Origin of the sequence: Paraburkholderia sp. JHI2823 (assembly GCF_038900695.1) — a bacterium.
Lineage (GTDB): Bacteria > Pseudomonadota > Gammaproteobacteria > Burkholderiales > Burkholderiaceae > Paraburkholderia > Paraburkholderia mimosarum.
The window spans coordinates 49663-67341 of sequence record NZ_JAYMRY010000003.1 but is presented as its reverse complement, the minus strand read 5'-3'; the positions used below and the strand labels follow the sequence as shown (position 1 = coordinate 67341).

Below are 17679 nucleotides of genomic sequence, written 5' to 3'. Positions count from 1 at the left end.
CCATGTCGCCTGTTCGTATGGGGTGCCGGTTCATGCCGGCACGTGCCTGTGTCGATCGCGCCGGCAGCTTCGCGCCCGCGCAATGCGACAGTTTACGACAATCGAGGCCGCCGCGAGCGGCGCAGCCGCATGCCGGACGCGTTCTACCCGAGGCGCTTGCCCGTCGCCGGATCGAAGAAATGCAGCCGGGCAGGCGGCAGGTGCACCGCCAGCCGCTCGCCGGGCGCGGGCCGCGTTTCGTGCGGCAGGCGCACCACCGCATCCGCGTTGCCCCAGCGGCCGTGCGCGAGATTGTCGGCGCCGAGCAGCTCGCAGGTCTCGACTTCGAGCGTGACCGGCTCCGCGGCGCCTCGCGCGTGCATATGCTCGGGCCGCACGCCGAGCACGCATTCCGTGCCCTTCGGCAACCAGGCCGGCGGCTCGCCGAGCGGCAGATGGGGCCCGTTGCCCGCGATTTCGAAGCGCCGGCCGTCGTCGCTCACGCGCCCGTGCAGCAGGTTCATCGCCGGCGAGCCGATGAAGCTCGCCACGAACATCGAGGCGGGCCGGTCGTACACCTCGCCGGGCGTGCCGATCTGCTCAGCACGGCCCGCGTTGAGCACCATCACGCGCTGCGCGAGCGTCATCGCCTCGATCTGGTCGTGCGTGACGTAGAGGCTCGTCGTGCGCAGTCGCGCGTGCAGGCGCTGGATTTCAAGGCGCATCTGCACGCGCAGCTTCGCGTCGAGGTTCGACAGCGGCTCGTCGAACAGGAACACGGAGGGCTCGCGCACGATCGCGCGCCCCATCGCCACACGCTGACGCTGGCCGCCCGAAAGCTCGCGCGGCTTGCGCTCGAGCAGCTTGCCCAGTTCGAGGATTTCTGCGGCCGCGCTCACGCGCGAATCGATCGTCTTGCGGTCGAGCCCCTGCAGCTTGAGGCTGTACGCCATGTTGCGCGCGACCGTCATGTGCGGATAGAGCGCATAGTTCTGGAACACCATCGCGATGTCGCGATCCTTTGGCTCCACGCGATTGACCACCTTCCCGCCAATGGCGATCTCGCCCGACGTGATCGTTTCGAGCCCCGCCACCATGCGCAGCAGCGTGGATTTCCCGCACCCCGACGGGCCGACGAGCACCATGAACTCGCCGTCCTGCACCTGCACGTCGATGCCGTGCAGAACCTGCTGCGCGCCGTCGTACGACTTCGTCACGCCCCGTATGCTCAATGCCGCCATGCCGTCTCCCGAATTGCACCCATCGTCATTTCTCCACATCCACGAGGCCGCGCACGAACCAGCGCTGCATGGCCAGCACGACCACGAGCGGCGGCAGCATCGCGATCATCGTCGCGCACATCACGAGATGCCATTGCGTGGCCGCGTCGCCGCTCGAAATCATGCTCTTGATGCCCACCACGGCGGTCGTCATCGAAGCCGTGCTCGACATGAGGATCGGCCACAGATACTGGTTCCAGCCGTAGATGAACGTGATGACGAAGAGCGACGCGATGTTCGTCTTCGAGAGCGGCAGCACGACGTCCCAGAAGAAGCGCAGCGCGCCCGCGCCGTCGATGCGCGCGGCCTCGATCAGTTCGTTGGGCAGCGTGAGGAAGAACTGTCGAAACAGGAACGTGGCCGTGGCCGAGGCGATGAGCGGCAGCGTGAGGCCCGCGTAAGTGTTCGTGAGATGCAGCGTGGCCGCCACCTGCACCGTCGGGAAAATGCGCACTTCCACGGGCAGCATCAGCGTCACGAAGATCAGCCAGAACGCGAGACGCCGGAACGGAAAGCGGAAGAACACGATCGCATAGGCCGAGACGATCGAAATGGCGATCTTGCCCACCGAAATCACCAGCGCCGTGATGACGCTGTTCATGAGCATCGTGCTGAACGGGCTCGCCGCGCTGCCCGTCCCGGTGTTCCATACGGTTGCCATGTTCGCGAGCAGGTGCGTGCTGGGCGCGAGCGAGAGCGGCACCGTGAACACCTCCTTCTCGTTCATCGTGGCCGCGCAGAACGCCACGTACACGGGGAAGGCCACGACGGCCACGCCGAGCAGCAGCATGACGTGGCAGAACAGGTTGAAGTATTTGCGGTTTTCGACCATCAGTACTGCACCCGTCGTTCGATGAAACGGAACTGGAAGATCGTGAGCGCGGTGACCATCAGCATCAGCACGACCGACTGCGCGCCCGAGCTGCCGATGTCGAGCCCGCGAAAGCCTTCGTCGAAGATCTTGTAGACGAGCGTGCGCGTGGCCTGGCCGGGGCCGCCGCCCGTGGCGGCGTCGATCACCGGGAACGTATCGAAAAGCGCATACACGACGTTCACGACGAGCAGAAAGAAGCTCGTGGGCGAGAGCAGCGGAAACGCAATGCCGAAGAAGCGCCGCACGGGCCCCGCGCCGTCGATGGCGGCCGCTTCGAAGAGCGATTGCGGAATCGACTGCAGGCCCGCGTAGAAGAACAGGAAGTTGTAGCTGATCTGCTGCCACACCGATGCGATCACAACGAGCGTCATGGCCTGGCCGGGGTTGAGCGCGTGATTCCAGACCACGCCGAAGCGCGCGAGCGCGAACGTCACGAGGCCGATGCTCGGGTTGAACAGGAAGCCCCACAGCACGGCGGCGATCACGGGCGCAACCGCATACGGCCAGATGAGCAACGTTTGATAAAAGCGCTTGCCGCGCGTCACGTGGTGGGCCATGGCCGCGAGCAGCAGCGAAATGGCGAGGCCGCCGAACGTCACGAGGGCCGTGAAAACGAGCGTGGTCCTGACCGAGCCGAGATAGAGCGGATCGTGCAGGAGCCGCGTGAAGTTGGCAAAGCCGACGAACACCGAAGCGGTGCCGAAGGCGTCTTCGGCCTGGGTGGACTGCCAGAGCGCTACCCCGGCCGGCCATAGGAAAAAGATCACGGTCACCGCAAGCTGCGGGCCGACGAGCAGATAAGGCAGCAGGCTCGCCCCAAAGCGGGAGCGTTGTTCCATTGCGTCATTCCCCTCGAATCGCGGCGTTCGTCCTGGCGCGAACACCGTGTGGCGCGGCTTCTTTATCGGATCGAGCCGCCTCGTGGGCGGCGCCGCGTTCGCATTCTAGCCGAGAGTCGTGACAGTTCGGTTCGAGGTTTTGTTCGCCCTGGTTCGGCGCTGTCCGGATCGATGCTTCACGCCGCGCCTCTCGATGAGCCGGTCCACATCGCCGCCCACTGCTCCCTTCACGCAAGCGCCGCCGCCACGAACTTGCCCATGTCCGTGGCCGGATCGCGCAGCGCGTCGAGGTCGAGCTTCACGCCCTTGCCCACCAGTTTCTTGCCGCAGAGAAAGTCGGGCATCGAACTGACCGCATCGACCGCCAGCAGCACGCGGTCCTTGAGGTAGTACACCGCAAAGCGGCGCGCGGCGGGGTCACCGCGCACGATCGCCTCGTCATAGCCTTCGAGCAGGCCGACCGTTTGCAGCTTGAGGTCGTACTGATCGGACCAGAACCACGGCGCGTCGCATGCGGGGCGCGGCTTGCCGGCGATCGCCGAGGCGGCCAGCTTCGCCTGCTCCACGGCGTTGTGCACGCTTTCCAGCCGTCCCGCGCGGCCATAGTGCGCGAGCGGCCGGTGCGCGCAATCGCCGATGGCGAAGACGTCCGGGTCGCTCGTGCGCGCGTCGTCGTCCACCTGGATGCCGTTCGCGCACACGATGCCCGCCGCCTTTGCCAGCGCCTCGTTCGGCACGATGCCGATGCCGACCAGCGCGAGCGTGGCGGGCACGATCTCGCCGCCGGCGAGCTTCACGCCGGCGAGCTTGCCGTGCTCGCCCACGAGCGCCTCGATCTGCGCGTTCAGCCGCAGATCCACGCCCTGCGCGCGATGCTCGTTCGCATAAAAGGTGGAGACGGTCTCGCCCGTCACGCGCCCCAACACGCGAGGCGCAGCTTCGAGCACGGTGACTTCGTGGCCGAGCGCGCGCGCCGCCGCAGCGGCTTCGAGGCCGATATAGCCCGCGCCGATCACGACGAGCTTCTCGCCAGGCTTCACGCGCTCACGCAGCACGTCCGCGTCGGCGAGCGTGCGCAGCGCGATCACGCCCGCGAGATCGTGGCCCGGCACCGTCAATGCGCGTGGTGCGGAGCCGGTCGCGAGAATCAGCTTGTCGTACTGAAGCTCACTGCCGTCGGCAAGCGTGAGCGTGCGGCTCGCGCGGTCGAGCGACTGCGCGCTCGCGCCGAGCTTCAGGTCGATGCGCTGCTCGTCGTAGAACGCGCGCGGCTTGAGCCACAGGCGCTCGACATCGGACTCGCCTTTCAAGTAACCCTTGCTGAGCGGCGGCCGGTGATAAGGCGGCACCGGCTCTTCGCCGACCAGCACGATTCGGCCGCTGAACCCATATTGACGCAGCAGCGCCGCCGCGTTGCCGCCCGCGTGCCCTGCCCCGACGATCACCACCGTGCTGCCCTCTTCTTGCATGTCCGCTCCCGCTTGTATTGCGCCTGTCCCGTCTTGATCGATGCATCGCGCGCATGGGCCGCTGCGGCTCATACGCGCGTCTCGCAACCGGCGTGCCTATTGACCGTGGGCCGCCCGGCGCGTGAGGAACGAGATGATCTCACGGTTCGGGCACGCGGGCCACGCTCAGTCGAAGGCCTGGTCGTTCGGCGTCGCATAGAGCGCGCGCAACTGCTCGCTCATCGGGAACTGGAAATTCGCGCCCTTCGGCGGCACCGGGCTCTCGAACCACTTCTTATAGATCGTATTGATCTCGCCGCTCTTCATGAGTCCCGCCATCGTGCCGTTTACGAGTTGCCGGAATTCGGGGTCGCCGTTGCGCATCATGAACGCATACGCCTCCGATGACTGCGGCGTGCCGACGATCACCCACTCGCCAGGCTTCGACGTGAGCGAGCGCGTGCCCGCGAGCAGCACGTCGTCCATCATGTAGGCCACCGCCCGGCCTGCTTCGAGCATCGCGCGCCCCTCGGCGTAATCGCGCGCGCTGATGATGCGCATGTTCATCTGCTTGTCGAGGTTCATTTGCCGCAAGATGCGCTCGGACGTCGTGCCCTGGTTGGTGAGCACCGTCTTGCCCGCGAGGTCCGCAAAGTCGTGAATGCCCGAATCCTTGCGCGTGAGCAGCCGCGTGGTCGCGACGAAGAACGTATTGGAAAACGTCACCTGGGCCTGGCGCGCCTTCAGGTTGGTCGTGACGCCGCACTCGAGATCCACCGTGCCGTTCTGCACGAGCGGAATGCGGTTTTGCGAAGTGACGGAAATGAATCGCACCTGCAGATCCGGCCGTTTTGTCTTCGCCCTGACCGCCTCGATCACCTTGTCGCAGATGTCCTGCGAAAATCCGGTCACCTTGTCGCCGACCACGTACGAGAACGGCACGGAAGTCTCGCGATAGCCGATGGCGATGATGTTCGCCGAGCGCACCTTTTCGAGCGTGGGCTGCGCGACCTGGGCGGCCGCCGGCTGGGGCAGCGCAAAGCCCAGCGCGATGGCCCAGCAGGCGAGCGCCGGCAGCTTCGGTCGGTTCATGGGTGGGTCCTCGTCATGTCTGGTTCGCGCCGGCGCGCTTGCGCAAAAGCCTCTAATTGTCGTCATGGCGAATCTTCGCACAATATGTGGGAAATACCAGGCGCGTCAGCCGTTTTAAGCCGTTGATGAAAATAACAAGGAGCGGCAATTGATTTGCAGTTCGAATCAAACGGGCTTGATCGGACATCCATTGAAAAAAGCAAGCGGCAGATCGTACCCAGGTACAGCAATTGCCGTCAATCGTCGGAAAGTCACGGTCAGACGCGAGCGCGCGCCTCCCGCTGGAAGGTGGCGCTACAATCGCCGAACGACGAAGCAACCCCGACCAGTGAGGAATCTAGCGCAATGAATACCGCTCCGCTGCCCCGCCGTCCGCGGGTGTATCTCGCCGGCTTCGACGTCTTCCGGCGCGACGCGCTGGAGCACGGCGCGCGCCTCGTCGCCGCGTGTGCGGAATTTGGCTTCGAAGGCGTCTATCCGCTCGACAAGCAAGCGCCCGCGGACCTCGACGGGCCGCGCAAGGCCGCATGGATCTATCGCGCGAATATCGAATCGATCCGCACCTCGGACATCGTGATGGCCAACGTGAACGATTTCCGCGGCCCCGGCGAGCCCGACTCGGGCACGGCCTTCGAGATCGGCTATGCGGCCGCGCTCGGCAAGGAAATCTGGGCTTATGCGTCCGACACGCGCGCACTCATCGAGCGCGTCCCTTCCCTGCCCGACGCGCAAGGGCGCGTGTGCGAACGCGGCTATCTGGTGGAAGATTTCGGCCTGCCCGTGAACCTCATGATCGCGTGTGCGGCGCACCTCGTGCAGGGCGACGCACGCGCCTGCCTCGAAGCGATGGCGCAGGGCCGCACGCAATAGGTGCGAGCCACCGCGCACGGGCGCATCAGTGGTGCATGGCGCTCATCGTGTTCATGCGCTGCAGTGCGCGAATGCGCGCGACCGCGGGCTGGTCCGTGACGGCGGACTGATAGAGCTTCGCGAGATCGGCCTTGAGCGCCGTGCGCGAACCCGCATCCAGGTACACCATGTGGCCCGACGGATAGAAGCGCGCGCTCAGGTTGTTGCGCACCTTCTGGTCCAGCAGCGGCATCTTCTGCAAATCGATCACGGTCTGGTAGAACGGCGTGACGTAGTCGTAGTAGCCGTTCGCCGAAAGCACGCGCAAATCCGGGTTCAGCGCCATGACCGCCGCGAGATCGCCCGCCGTGTAGAGCACGATATTGCCCTGCTCGTCGACGCCCTTTTGCGCGCCGGTCGGATCGATATGGCCGAAGTCCCAGTTCTTGAACGCCTGGTCGTTCAAGTCCGTAAACGACGAGTTCGTGCGGAACTTGAGCTGCTCGTTGAGATAGCTGTTCCACATCGCCGTATAGACGCCGCTCACCGCCGTCATGGTCGGATCGTTGCCGCCCGAGTTGGGATCGATGTTGCCGGCAATGCCCGTGTCGATGGCGGTCACGCGGCCGTCGTAAGAGCCGAGCGCCACGCCCTTGTCTTTCATGAGCGTGGTGAGGAAAAGCGAGTTGCCCCGGCTGTCATAGGAGGCGATGTCGAGACGCCATGACTCCAGCGTTTGCGTGTCGATGCCCGTGTATTGCGACAGTGTCTTGAGCGTAGCCGCGATGGTCTTGTCGTTGGCGTCGGGAAACTTCGAGAGCGCCTGAAGATAATCGGTGCGCGCGAATTGCGCGACCTCTGCGGCAAACGCCTGCAAGTCCTTCGGCGCGGGCGTTACGCCGAGGCGCTCGTGGTACCACGCATCGGCGGCCGCCGTGGGCAGCGCCCCCACGGGATTGCCGCTTTGGGTGTAATCGAGAATCGAAGACTGCAGCGTGATGCCGTTCAGATCCACGCCGTCCTCGTGCAGCCGGTAGGCCAGCACACAGCTGCGCGCCGTGCCGTACGATTCGCCGTAGAGAAACTTCGGCGAATTCCAGCGATCGTTCGCGCTGAGGTAGCGCTTGACGAACTGCTTGAGCGAATCCACGTCCTGGTCCACGCCCCAGAAGTCGCGGTTGTGATGTGGCGCGATGGCCGCCGAATAGCCCGTGCCCACCGGATTGATGAACACCAGGTCGCTCTTGTCGAGCAGGCTGTCCGGATTGTCTTCGAGGGCATAGGGCGCGGGCGGCGTGAAGCCCGGCATCGAGGTCTTGATGCGCCTGGGCGCGTACGAGCCGAGCAGCACGAACACCGAAGACGACCCCGGCCCGCCGTTGTAGAAGAACGTGACGGGACGGTCCTGCGCCTGCACGCCGTCCTTCGTGAACGCCACGTAGAAGATTCTGGCGTTGGGCTGCGAACTGCTCGGGTCGACGGTCACGAGATGGCCCGCCGTCGCCGTATAGGCAATGACTTCCTTGCCGATCTGGATGGCGTGATGCGTGATCGCGGCGCTCTCGGTCATGTTGGTCACGAAGTCGTCGGGACCGTTGCCGTAGGCCGTGGGATCGAAGTACGGCTCGTCGGCCTGGGTGCGATGCTTGCCGTTGCCGCTCTCGGGGCCCACCGCTCGCGCCGCGCCGCTTCCGCCGTTTCCGTTGGTGGACTGCGCCTCGTCGTTCATTTCGTGTCCTCGCGAATGAGCCCGTCTTGTGACCGTCCTGGAAAGCACATGCGACCTCGCATTCGAGCGTCCATGCCGCGCGCATCGCCGCGTTTCTATCCGCCTGTCGTCACGTCACGCTGCTGCTGCATACGGCGCTCATGCTGCGCCCCGCCGAGCGCGGCCGCCACCTTGCTGCCCACCGGCGTGCCGAGGCCCGTGCAGGCGTCCCAGCCGGGCGCCGCCGAGAAGTCGCCGTTGCTGCCGCTCGTCACGTCGTTGAAGGCGCTGGGCTGGGCATAGAGCCGCGCGTTCGCGAAGCCGACGGGCGTGCCGCGCGCCGCGTTGATGCGTGCGATCAGCGCAGCCCAGAGCGGCGCTACCGCGCTCGTGCCGCCCACCACCGTGTCCGCGCCGGCCACGCGCACCACGTAGCCCGTGGCCGGATCCGCATCGGCGGAAACGTCGGGCACGCCGCGCCGCACCAGCGCGCCTGCCCCGCCGCCGCGCACGACGCGCAAACCCTTTTGCCAGTCCGGCAGCGCGAAGGTCGCGCTCACGCCGCCGCCCGTCGCGCCATTGTCGCCACTGCTCCACACCGTTTCGCTCTTGATCCGCCCATTCGACGCCGCGATGTGCGTGCCCCCGCAGCCGAGCGCATAGGGGCTGGAAGCGGGAAAGTCGACGTGATCGGCGCCATCGCCCACCCCATCGGCCGAGCCGCTGTCGCCCGAGGCCGCGCACACGGTGACGCCGAGCGCCACGGCCGTCTGCATCGCATCGTTGAGCGCGCCGAGCGATTGCTGCGACCATGCCGACTCCGGCGCGCCCCAGCTGATCGAGATGACCGTTGGCTTACGCTCGCTGTCGTGGAGCGCGGCGCTCACGGCATCGACGAAGCCGGCTTCGCTGTTCGGCGCGAAATACACCGCGATGAGCGCGCCCGGCGCCAGCGCACCGGCGATTTCCACGTCGAGGGTCACTTCGGCGTCGGGGCCGTTCGGGTCGCCGTTCGGGGCGTTCGTCACCTGATCGACGGATACGTCTTCCACGCGCGGCGCGCTCACACCCAGTTCCCCGAAATAGGCGCTGAGATCGGCCGTGTCGTAGCCGCCGCCCATCTCGATGATCGCGATGCACTGGCCCGTGCCGTCGCCCGCGGGAAAGCCGTAAAGCTCCGCGAGTTGCAAGGGCGTGAACGAATGAGTGACGGCGCGCGCCGCGCGGATGGGCGGGCGGATGGGCGCCCCGCTCGCTTCCGTCGCGACGCCCGGAATCGGCGAAACGATGCGAAAGTGCGGTTGCACCTTCGCGCGATTGTCGAGCCCCACCACGGCGGTCACGACCTCATGCATGTCTTCCGGCAAATGCACGGGGCCGCTCGGCTGCCGAAAGTGATGCACGGTATGGTCGACCTGATGTTCGTAGCGTTGCAGCTCGATGCCGAATGCCGCGTTGTACTGCCGCACCGTGCCCGACAGCACGACGCGGCGCGAGGAGGCATCGGTGCGGGCCACGGTGAGCGCGTGCGCGCTCGCGAACTGCTCGACGCGCGCGATGTCCGCCGCCGACGCGCCGAAGCGCCGCTCATAGTCCTCGCGCGAAAGCGGCTGCGCGCCGGGATCGTTCCGGGTGAGCCGGTTCACCAGCTCGTGAAATTCAGCCGACGCCTGGCGCCGCAGGATCACGACGATATCGAAATGCTCCTCCGGATCGCATGCGCCGACGCATTGCGCGCCGGCAGGCGCGGGATGGTCACTGCCTGCCACGGGTGGGTGCCTGCTCATGGCCGATTTCTCCTCGATGAAGCGGGTGCCTGGGTCTGGAATCTGGCGGTCGGACACGCTGCGTGTCTCACGAGTTCCGCATGCCGAACCGGCACGGCATGCCATTCAGGACATCGGCGATCCATGGCGCATCGCCGCCGTACGGCCGAAACCCGCCCGTGCTGGGTGCAACAGGTGAGCGCAGCACGTAGCGTGCCCGGCGGCCACGCGAACGCCGGCAGCAGCGGCGAGGCGAATGATCAGCAGTCGCGTGGCAGCCGTGATGAACGGACTTTCAAGTTTCCTTTCATGGAAATCGTTACCCCGAGCGCACTCGAAAAGCACCGCCAGCATCCCGCACAGCAACGTTATCCTTTGTCATGTTGCGCGTCGCGACGATACGGCATTTTCATAGTCATACTAAGTATCTATCCCGCGTTCGCCGTTTCGCACGACTGCAGACGCGCTTCGCCGAAGCATGCTCCGCGATTCTCCAGGGATTTTGCCTGGATGGTCGATGCGCGCTCCGGCAGGCGCGCCTTGCGAGCGCGCGCCTGCGCCTGTTATCGCATCGCTCGGAGCCCGCAGTCGCCTCTCACGCCGCCGCGGCCAGCGCAGCCGGCAAATGCGCTTGCAGGTAGGCCTCGAATTCGTCCTTCACTTCCGGGTGGCGCAGCGCGAACTCCACGGTTGCCTTGAGGTACCCGAGCTTGCTGCCGCAGTCGAAACGCGTGCCCATGTAGCGGTATGCGAGCACCTGCTCTTCGGTCAGCAGCGACTGCAAGGCATCCGTGAGCTGAAGCTCGCCGCCCGCGCCGGGCTTGAGCGAACGCAGATGCTCGAAAATCGTGGGCATCAGCACGTAGCGGCCCACCACGCCGAGATTCGACGGCGCGACTTCGGGCGCCGGCTTTTCGACGATACCCGAAAGCTTGAACACGTCCTCTTCCCACTCGCGGCCATCCACGATGCCGTACGAAGCGCTGTTTTCACGCGCGATCGATTCCACGCCCACTACGGAGCTGTGATAGTGATTGAACGTGTTCACGAGCTGCTTCATGACCGGCGTGGGGCTGTAAAGCAGGTCGTCCGCGAGGATCACGGCGAACGGGGCGCCGCCAACGAGCTTTTCCGCGCACAGTACGGCGTGGCCCAGACCGAGCGCCTCGGCCTGCCGCACATAGAAGCAGTCCACATTGGCCGGCTTGATGCTTCGAACGACGTCGAGCAGCTTTTGCTTGTTGCGGGCTTCGAGTTCGCATTCGATCTCGTACGACTTGTCGAAATGATCTTCGATCGCGCGCTTGCTGCGGCCGGTCACGAAGATCATTTCGGTAATCCCCGCAGCGATCGCCTCTTCCACCGCGTACTGAATGAGCGGCTTGTCGACGATCGGCAGCATTTCCTTCGGACTCGCCTTGGTGGCGGGCAAAAAGCGCGTCCCAAGGCCTGCAACAGGAAATACCGCTTTGGTTACTTTCAGCATGATGTCCATTCCCAGATCGTTCGTTTGAGTCTCGGTCCCGCAGCGAGGCGGGCCGACTTCCCCGAGGTTCTGCCTTTGGCAGCGCTTGTATTGATGGCTGTGTTTTCAAAAACAAAAAGGCAACAAAAATATTTTTATTTTTTTTAACGCATAACCGGAAACTATTGCCATTCATTTCGAATAATCGGCATGAATTCCGCGATCCGGATTCGAGCGTTGTTGTATGCGTTGCCGCGTTTCGCTGTCAATGGCGCGTCGTGTCGGACGAAGTCTACTCGACTTCGTCGGCGGGCGGCAAGGCGCCTGATCGCGTGCGGGCGCGCCGTATAGGCTCGTTGCGCAAGGCCTCGCGATACGCGGACACCCCCACCAGTATCAACAGCACGGCCACACCGGCCAGCAAGTGCAGGTTCATCGGATTCTCCAGCGACCATAGTCGATCACATCCAAAATATCATTCCAAATTCCATAAATAAACCGTCTTTTCTTTTATGACATTTTCTTCTCTATTTCCATTGACGGCGCGAATACATTTTGAAAATCTTTTGCTCGTTTCGCTCGCGCGGGCGCCCCTAAGATCGTCGGGTACTCTTCCCACGGACTGGCCGACACCGATGAGCGACCCTGCACTCCACACTGCCATGGCACCCGCATCCGCCCTGCCCGCCGCGACTGCTGGCACGTCGGCAAGGCCAGTCGCGGCGGCGCGCGAGCATGCCGGCGACCACCTGATCGACGGCTTGCGCGGCTTCGCGGCCCTGCTGGTGGCCTATTTCCATTGCCGCCAGGTGACCTGGATCGGCATGGGTGCATTTCACCAGCTGAACGCGAGCCTCGCCAGTCCTGGCACCATCGCTGCGTGGCTTACGTTCCCCGTCGCATGGGGATCGGCGGGCGTGCCGATTTTCTTCGTGATCAGCGGCTATTGCATTCACCGCAGCGGCGCCGCGCGGCTCTTTTCGAACCCCGGTTTCCGGCTCGACGCGCGGCAGTTCTGGCTGCGCCGCTTCGTGCGCATCTATCCGGTGCTGCTCCCCGCGCTGCTGCTGACGCTGGCCGCCGATTCGATCAGTCTTACGCTGCTCCCGGTCAGTCACAAGATCAACGCCATCGGCGCGCGCGATTTCTTCGTCAACCTGTTCTCGCTGCAAGGCGTGGCTGGCAAGACGTATGGCTCCAACGGCGCGCTCTGGACGCTTTCTCTCGAAGTGCAGTTCTATCTGCTCTATCCGCTCGTCTTCGCCGCGCGACGCCGATTCGGCCTGAATGCAGTGCTTGTCGCCGTTGCACTCGTCAACGTGGCTTCCGCGTTGACGCTCGAACGGCACGACATCGTTGTGTTCGCGTCGTACTGGTTCTCGTGGATGCTCGGCGTCTGGATTGCCGAAGTGCGCTTGCGCGGGTCTTATGGCTATCGCTTCGCCTATCCTGCAGCGGCGCTATTCGCTGTAGCCGGTTGCGCGGCATTTCACTTCGGCCAGTTCGGCGCATTCCAGCTCTGGGCTTGCGCGTTCGCCTGCTATCTCGTCAAGGCGCTTGGCCGGCCTGCGGCTCGGTCTCGCGGCGTGCTGCTGGCACTCTTCGCGAAGCTCGGCGAGTTCAGCTACTCGCTGTATCTGATTCATTTGCCGCTCTTCGTCTTGCTCGGATCGCTGCTGTTTCGCTCCGAACTGCAAACGTCGATCTGGGCCTCGTTTGGGTTCACGATCGCCGTGCTGCCGATTGCCTGGGTGTTCTATCAACTCTTCGAGCGTCCAGCGCTTCTTGCCGCTGCGCGGCTCAGGAAGCGGGTTCGGGCTTGATCGGTTCGGTGCTGTTTTGGCCTTTCCTTGTATTCGCGTCGGTCTGTTAGCGTTGCCCCTGTGCGGGGCGGCACCTACTTTCTTTGCCGCGGCAAAGAAAGTAGGCAAAGAAAGCCGCTCACACCGCCAATGCCTGCCACCATTCACCTCTCGTCGTAAATGGTGAATGGCTCCGGAGCGTCTGTCACCTCGCACCCTCAAAGCCAGTGACAAGGCGCTCATTCATCCCGCTGCTCGCTACGCGCGCTGCGGAAGGGTCTACAAGGGAAACCGGATGGTGCGCGTTCGCGAGAACACACGCGCCCCAATGTTTTGGTTATGCCCTTCGGGGCGCGGAGCGCCGCCGGAAGGATGAGCGCCTTGTCACTCCGTTTGTGGGCGAGTGGTGACGGACGCTCCGGAGCCATTCACCATTTACGGCGAGAGGTGAATGGTGGCTGGCGCTGGCGGTTTGAGCGGCTTTCTTTGCCTACTTTCTTTGCCGCGGCAAAGAAAGTAGGTGCCGCCCCGCACAGGGGCAACGCTTGCATACCGACGCGAAAACAAGCAAGGCCCAAAGGCCAAAACGGCAACGGACCAAAACACTCAGGAAACCCGAAAACCCGTGACCATCATTTAGCCCGCGCAGCAACATCATCGAGCACCCGCTCGACCGCATCGACATACCGCTGCCTGCCAAAGCGCTCACGTGCAACCGCGAGCCCCCTCACAGCGAGCCCTTCCCGCAACGCCACATCGTCGTGCAGCTTCGCGATCGCCGCAGCCAACTCCCCGGCGTCGCCCGGCGCGCAGAGCCACCCGCTCTCACCATGCTCGACGATCTCCGTCACCCCACCATCGCGCGAGGCGACGACCGGCCGCTGAGCCAGCATGCCTTCCACCACCACTCGCCCAAACGGCTCGGGCGTAATCGACGTATGCGCGACGACATCCACGGCACGCATGCACGCCGCGATGTCATGGCGAAAGCCAAGGAAATGCACCCGCTCCTGCAGCCCGTTCGCTTCGACGAACGCACGCAACTCGGCGGCATAAGCGTCCTCACCGAACAGCGGCGCACCAACGAACACCGCATGCGCACGCGGCTCCTCGAGCAGCGCTTCGAGCAGCACATGCTGACCCTTCCAGCGCGCGAGACGGCTGAACGCGCCAACGAGGAACGCGTCCTCCGGCAACCCGATCTGCGCGCGCAATTGCACCTGAGGCACGCGCGCGAGCGCGCGGAACGGCGAATCATCCACACCGTTATGCACGACGTCGATGCGCTTCGCGTCAAAGCGCGTGAGCTGCGAAAACACCTTCGCCGAAGCGTGCGAGTTCGCAATCACGTGCGCGAGCCCAAGCTTCGCACATACCTTGATGACGGCGCGTTGCACGCGCCCGAAATGCTCTGCGCTCACGATATCGCGCAGGTGCCAGACCACCGGCTTGCGCGCGAGCTTGCCCGCGAGCACGCCGATCACCATGGCGCGCTGCGTGTTGGCGTAGAGCACGTCGGCTTTGCGCGCGCGGCGGCGCGTCTCGCGCACCAGTGCGGCAATGCCCGCAAGCACGCCCAGGCGCGGCGCGGCGCCGCCGTCGCGGCGCACATTGCTCAACGCGCCTGAATCGAGCACTTCCACGCGCGCGCCAGCCTTGTCGAGCGCCTCCCTGAAGGGGCCGTCGTTGAAGAGCAGCACGTCCACGCGCGAACGCAATCCCTTCACCACCTCCAGCAGCGAAAGCTCCGCGCCGCCCAGCACGCCGCTCTGGTCGATCGCAAGCACGCGCGGCGCGTCCGTCGTTTCATCATCGAACTCGAACGGCGGCGCGCCGCGCGCGGAACCCGACTGCGAGATCGCGGGAACCGCCCGCGCCACACGTGCAAAGAACTGCTCGCGAAAATGCGCAGACGAGAAGCGCTCCGCGTTCGCGCGGCAATCCTCGGCGCGAAACCGGCCTGGATCGCTTTCAAACGAATCGACGGCCGCGATGATCGCGTCCGCCGTTTGCTCCTCGAAGAAGAGACCCGTGGGGCACGTGTCCGTGTCGCGCACCGTTTCGAGCGCGCCGCCCTTGCCGAACGCGATCACAGGCGTGCCGCATGCCTGCGCCTCGACCACGGAAATGCCGAAGTCTTCCTCGGCCGCGAACACAAATGCCTTCGCGCGCCGCATACGGTCGTGCAGAACTGCGAACGGCTGATAGCCAAGCACTTCGACGTTCGGTGTCGCCTTCGCGCGCACCTTGTGCATGTCGGGCCCATCGCCGATCACCACGAGCCGGCGCTGCGGCATGCGCGCGAACGCCTCGACGATCAGGTCGATCTTCTTGTACGGCACGAGCCGCGAGGCGGTCATGTAGAAGTCTTCCTTCCGCGCTTCCAGCTCGAATGCGTCGATATCCACGGGCGGATAGACCACTTCGGCCTGGCGCTGATACACCTTCTGGATGCGCCGCGCGATGAACTCCGAGTTCGCCACGAACTGGTCCACCGAATTCGCCGTGCGGACGTCCCAGTTGCGGATGTAGTGGAGGATGAGGCGCGCGAGCATCGACTTCGGCCCGCGCGTGAGGCTCGACTCCTGCAAATACTGATGCTGAAGATCCCACGCATAGCGGATCGGCGAATGCACGTAGCTGATATGGAACTGGTCCGGCCCGGTCAGGACGCCCTTGGCCACCGCGTGGCTGCTCGATATCACCACGTCGTAGCCCGATACGTCGAGCTGCTCGATGGCGAGCGGCATGAACGGCAAATAGGCGCGATAGCGCTTGCGCGCGCCGGGCAGCTTCTGGATGAACGACGTCGTGGCCCGCTTGCCGCGCAGGAACGCGCGGTCTTTGGAATCGACGAAGTCGACGACCGAAAACAGGTCCGCCTCCGGAAAGCAGGCAAGGATCTGCTCGAGCACGCGCTCGGCGCCGGCATAGGTGACGAGCCAGTCGTGCACGACGGCGACGCGCGGCGCGCGGCCTGCCGCGAGCGCCGGGCGCAGGGGCATGACGGCGCCCGTTTCGGAGCGTCGCGGTTTCGTGGCGTCGCGCCGTTGAATGGGCGCGGCGGCGCTTTCGGGCGGCGCCGCTTCGTCGATCAGTTCGTGACTCATGCGCTTTTCCGTGAATTCAATCGAAAGAGAAGGGAACGGGCGTAGCCGCGCAGCATGGGCGTGGTCGCGACCGACCACACCGCGTTGGCGAGCGCGAGCACGACACCGGCGCCGATGGCGTACAGCGCGTCGGGCAGCCACCACGCAATCGCCAGCGCGGCAGCGAGAAAACTCAGGTGTGCGAACATGTCGACGATGATCGTGCGGCTGTGAATACGCGAGAGCCACAACAGCACGACGTAATCGAACAGTGCGCGAAGCAGCACGGCGGCAGCCGCGCCCGGCAAGCCGAAACGCGCAATGCCGAGCCACAGGATCCCCGCGAAGAGCGGCAGCTCCACGAGCCCCACGCGCGCGGCGGCGGCAGGGTTGTTCTGCGACTGGATGAGAATGCGCGTCACGCTCGCCTGCCCGACGAGCCAGACGGCGATGATCAACACACGCCCGACCGGTGCGCCATGCTCGGCAATCACGGGCCCCACCCACATCTGCAGGAAAGGCTGAAGCACGACGATCGCACCGATGCCGATGGGCGTGAACACGGCATTGAGGAATTGCAGCGACTGTGCGGCGATTTCATCGGCATGCTCGCGACCCAGCGCCGAAAGGCGCGGAAACAGCGTGCGCACGAGTGCGTTGGGCACCATGTTCAAACGCGTGACGAGGTTCTGCGGCACCGTGTAGTAAGTCACGAAGCGCGCGCCGAGGCCCGCGCCCAGCATCATCCGGTCGAGCGAATCGGCGATCATCGTGGTGATGCTCGCAATGAGCATCCACCCGCCGAAATTGAATAGTGCCTTGGTGGTATCGAGGCGCGGCCCGCGCATCTTCCGGATCCCCAGCACGCGCAACGCCGAGCGGCCGAGCAGCACGGCCGCCGCAAAACGCGCGAACACGGCGGCGGCCAGCACGGTTTGCAGATTCGGTGCAAACGCCCAGGCGGCGCCGAGCGGCAGCAGCTGGAACAGGAACGTGCCGATCGTCTGATTCGTGTTGTAAATCCCGAAGCGCTCCGCGCCGTTGATCGCGCCCGCGAACACCCACGAGACATTCGCGAGCGGAATCGCGACGGCGAGCCAGGGCAGCGCGAGATAGACCTCGTGGCGCAATTCGGGCGTGATGTGCGTGAAATACGCGGTATAGAGCGCGCCGCCCGAATAGATGAGCAGGCCGCCAATCGCGCCGGTCGTGAAGTTGAGCCAGAAGGCGCTCCAGAACACACGCTCGCAGGCGTCGGCGTCGTTCGACGCATACGCTTTCGAGATCTGGTTCTGCGCGGCCATGCTCATGCCGAGATCGAGCACGCTGAAGTAGCCGATCAGGGTCCACACGAGTGCGATCACGCCATAGCGCTCGACGCCGAGGAGGCGGATATACGAAGGCACCGTGACGAGCGACACGAAGGTCGGCATCACGAGACCGAACAGATTGATGGCGACGTTACGCAGTATTCCTTTGTCCATTGGC

General features: G+C 64.8%; 13 protein-coding genes. 2 read left to right on the top strand and 11 right to left on the bottom strand.

The features are described 5' to 3' along the window. Positions 1–143: 143 nt before the first annotated feature. From VSR34_RS04730 to VSR34_RS04710, 5 genes are all read right to left on the bottom strand, one after another. The gene (locus VSR34_RS04730) at positions 144–1220 is read right to left on the bottom strand and encodes a sn-glycerol-3-phosphate import ATP-binding protein UgpC (protein WP_342961987.1); all 1077 of its coding nucleotides are present in this window, start codon (positions 1218–1220) and stop codon (positions 144–146) included. Between the two features lie 25 nt (positions 1221–1245). Then, complete coding sequence (gene ugpE, locus VSR34_RS04725) at positions 1246–2091, bottom strand: sn-glycerol-3-phosphate ABC transporter permease UgpE (protein WP_028210371.1); 846 nt, start codon at positions 2089–2091, stop codon at positions 1246–1248. Further along, positions 2091–2972: a sn-glycerol-3-phosphate ABC transporter permease UgpA gene (ugpA, locus tag VSR34_RS04720; protein ID WP_342961986.1), complete on the bottom strand. Its 882-nt coding sequence runs from the start codon at positions 2970–2972 to the stop codon at positions 2091–2093. The genes ugpE and ugpA overlap by 1 nt, the downstream gene beginning before the upstream one ends. 227 nt (positions 2973–3199) lie before the next feature. Then, complete coding sequence (locus VSR34_RS04715; protein WP_028210373.1) at positions 3200–4441, bottom strand: FAD-dependent oxidoreductase; 1242 nt, start codon at positions 4439–4441, stop codon at positions 3200–3202. A gap of 165 nt (positions 4442–4606) precedes the next feature. Further along, complete coding sequence (locus tag VSR34_RS04710) at positions 4607–5512, bottom strand: transporter substrate-binding domain-containing protein (RefSeq protein WP_342961985.1); 906 nt, start codon at positions 5510–5512, stop codon at positions 4607–4609. A gap of 345 nt (positions 5513–5857) precedes the next feature. Between VSR34_RS04710 and VSR34_RS04705 the strand changes: the two genes are divergently transcribed. After that, positions 5858–6382 carry a nucleoside 2-deoxyribosyltransferase gene (locus VSR34_RS04705; protein ID WP_036018016.1) on the top strand — a complete coding sequence of 175 codons (525 nt, stop codon included), beginning with the start codon at positions 5858–5860 and terminating at the stop codon, positions 6380–6382. 25 nt (positions 6383–6407) lie between these two features. Here VSR34_RS04705 and VSR34_RS04700 read toward each other — a convergent pair whose 3' ends face one another. The 4 genes from VSR34_RS04700 to VSR34_RS04685 all read right to left on the bottom strand — a co-directional run bounded on the left by VSR34_RS04700 (position 6408) and on the right by VSR34_RS04685 (position 11736). Continuing rightward, positions 6408–8090 carry a peptidase S1 gene (locus VSR34_RS04700; protein ID WP_342961984.1) on the bottom strand — a complete coding sequence of 561 codons (1683 nt, stop codon included), beginning with the start codon at positions 8088–8090 and terminating at the stop codon, positions 6408–6410. Positions 8091–8185: 95 nt separating this feature from the next. Further along, positions 8186–9856 carry a S53 family peptidase gene (locus tag VSR34_RS04695; protein ID WP_342961983.1) on the bottom strand — a complete coding sequence of 557 codons (1671 nt, stop codon included), beginning with the start codon at positions 9854–9856 and terminating at the stop codon, positions 8186–8188. Between the two features lie 574 nt (positions 9857–10430). Continuing rightward, positions 10431–11321: a UTP--glucose-1-phosphate uridylyltransferase GalU gene (galU, locus tag VSR34_RS04690; protein ID WP_028210375.1), complete on the bottom strand. Its 891-nt coding sequence runs from the start codon at positions 11319–11321 to the stop codon at positions 10431–10433. Between the two features lie 271 nt (positions 11322–11592). Further along, on the bottom strand, positions 11593–11736 hold the full coding sequence (locus VSR34_RS04685) for a hypothetical protein (protein ID WP_167334407.1): 144 nt from the start codon (positions 11734–11736) through the stop codon (positions 11593–11595). A gap of 226 nt (positions 11737–11962) precedes the next feature. Here VSR34_RS04685 and VSR34_RS04680 point away from each other — a divergent pair, with 226 nt between their 5' ends. Then, the gene (locus tag VSR34_RS04680) at positions 11963–13123 is read left to right on the top strand and encodes an acyltransferase (protein ID WP_342961982.1); all 1161 of its coding nucleotides are present in this window, start codon (positions 11963–11965) and stop codon (positions 13121–13123) included. A gap of 611 nt (positions 13124–13734) precedes the next feature. Here the strand turns inward: VSR34_RS04680 and VSR34_RS04675 are convergent. Both VSR34_RS04675 and VSR34_RS04670 read right to left on the bottom strand, forming a co-directional pair. Then, positions 13735–16212 carry a glycosyltransferase family 4 protein gene (locus VSR34_RS04675; RefSeq protein WP_342961981.1) on the bottom strand — a complete coding sequence of 826 codons (2478 nt, stop codon included), beginning with the start codon at positions 16210–16212 and terminating at the stop codon, positions 13735–13737. Next, positions 16209–17675 (bottom strand): oligosaccharide flippase family protein, encoded by a 1467-nt coding sequence (locus VSR34_RS04670; protein WP_342961980.1) that lies wholly within the window; start codon positions 17673–17675, stop codon positions 16209–16211. The genes VSR34_RS04675 and VSR34_RS04670 overlap by 4 nt, the downstream gene beginning before the upstream one ends. Between the last annotated feature and the right edge of the window lie 4 nt (positions 17676–17679).